Genomic DNA, 856 nt, shown 5'->3' on the forward strand with positions numbered 1-856 from the left:
TTGTATCTCATAAGTCGCACCCTATAATGCACGCCGTTTTATTGAAAGTAACAGAGTGAATTACAAAATGAAAAAAGTTGTATTTTGTTAGCTGCTGTCTCTGCATTTAGCGCAGGCAAACACCAACGACATCGAGAAGAAAGACGTATCTGGTTTCTACCTAGGTGGTGGTATCGGTGCTACCACTGCATACGATGATGGTATTGGTAGAAATGAACTCGATCTTAAATCAAACGATTCGACATACAAGTTAGTACGGTGGCTACCAGTTCAACCGCATTGTGGCAATTGAAGCGGCAATACACGCGTTACGGCGATATTACAGTTAAAGACGAACGCAGACCGCCACACTGGTAAAACCTGAAAGACATCGCGTTGATGGTCAAATCTTGGTTACACCTTTGATAGTGGATGGCGTCCTTTTGCAACAGTGGGTCTTGGCCGCGACTTGGAACCTCGATTTTGGTCCTCTATCAAAGACAGAAACCTCATTCCGCGCTGGTGTGGGTGGCGGAATATTCACCGAAAGCAATTGAAAACCTCAACTTCCGCGTAGCCTACGAAGTGGACAGCTTTATGTTCGATAACGGCCCAAGTGACGACGTCAACATCGTGCTAGGTTCTCTTTACGCAGGTGTGTCATACAAGTTCTAAGCCTTCAACAACGTTTGGTTGAAAGCTAGGAACCGCATAAAAGAACAATTTCTGACTCTTACACGGAACAAGAAAGCAAAAACAATGCGGAAAAACGATTTGGGGCAGTCACACTGCCCCATTTTTTATCGATAGAATTTGTGTCATTGCTAAGGCGGGTTATGACTTTGCTGGCTTGATGCCAAACAAAAATAGCAAACAT

Annotated in this window: 1 protein-coding gene; it reads left to right on the plus strand. The window is 44.2% G+C overall.

Going from position 1 to position 856, the window contains the following annotated elements:
- Positions 1 to 462: 462 nt before the first annotated feature.
- Positions 463 to 654 carry a hypothetical protein gene (locus tag CIK04_RS34290; protein ID WP_325205883.1) on the plus strand — a complete coding sequence of 64 codons (192 nt, stop codon included), beginning with the start codon at positions 463 to 465 and terminating at the stop codon, positions 652 to 654.
- Positions 655 to 856: the final 202 nt, after the last annotated feature.

The sequence above is a fragment of the Vibrio sp. 03_296 genome (assembly GCF_002265885.1).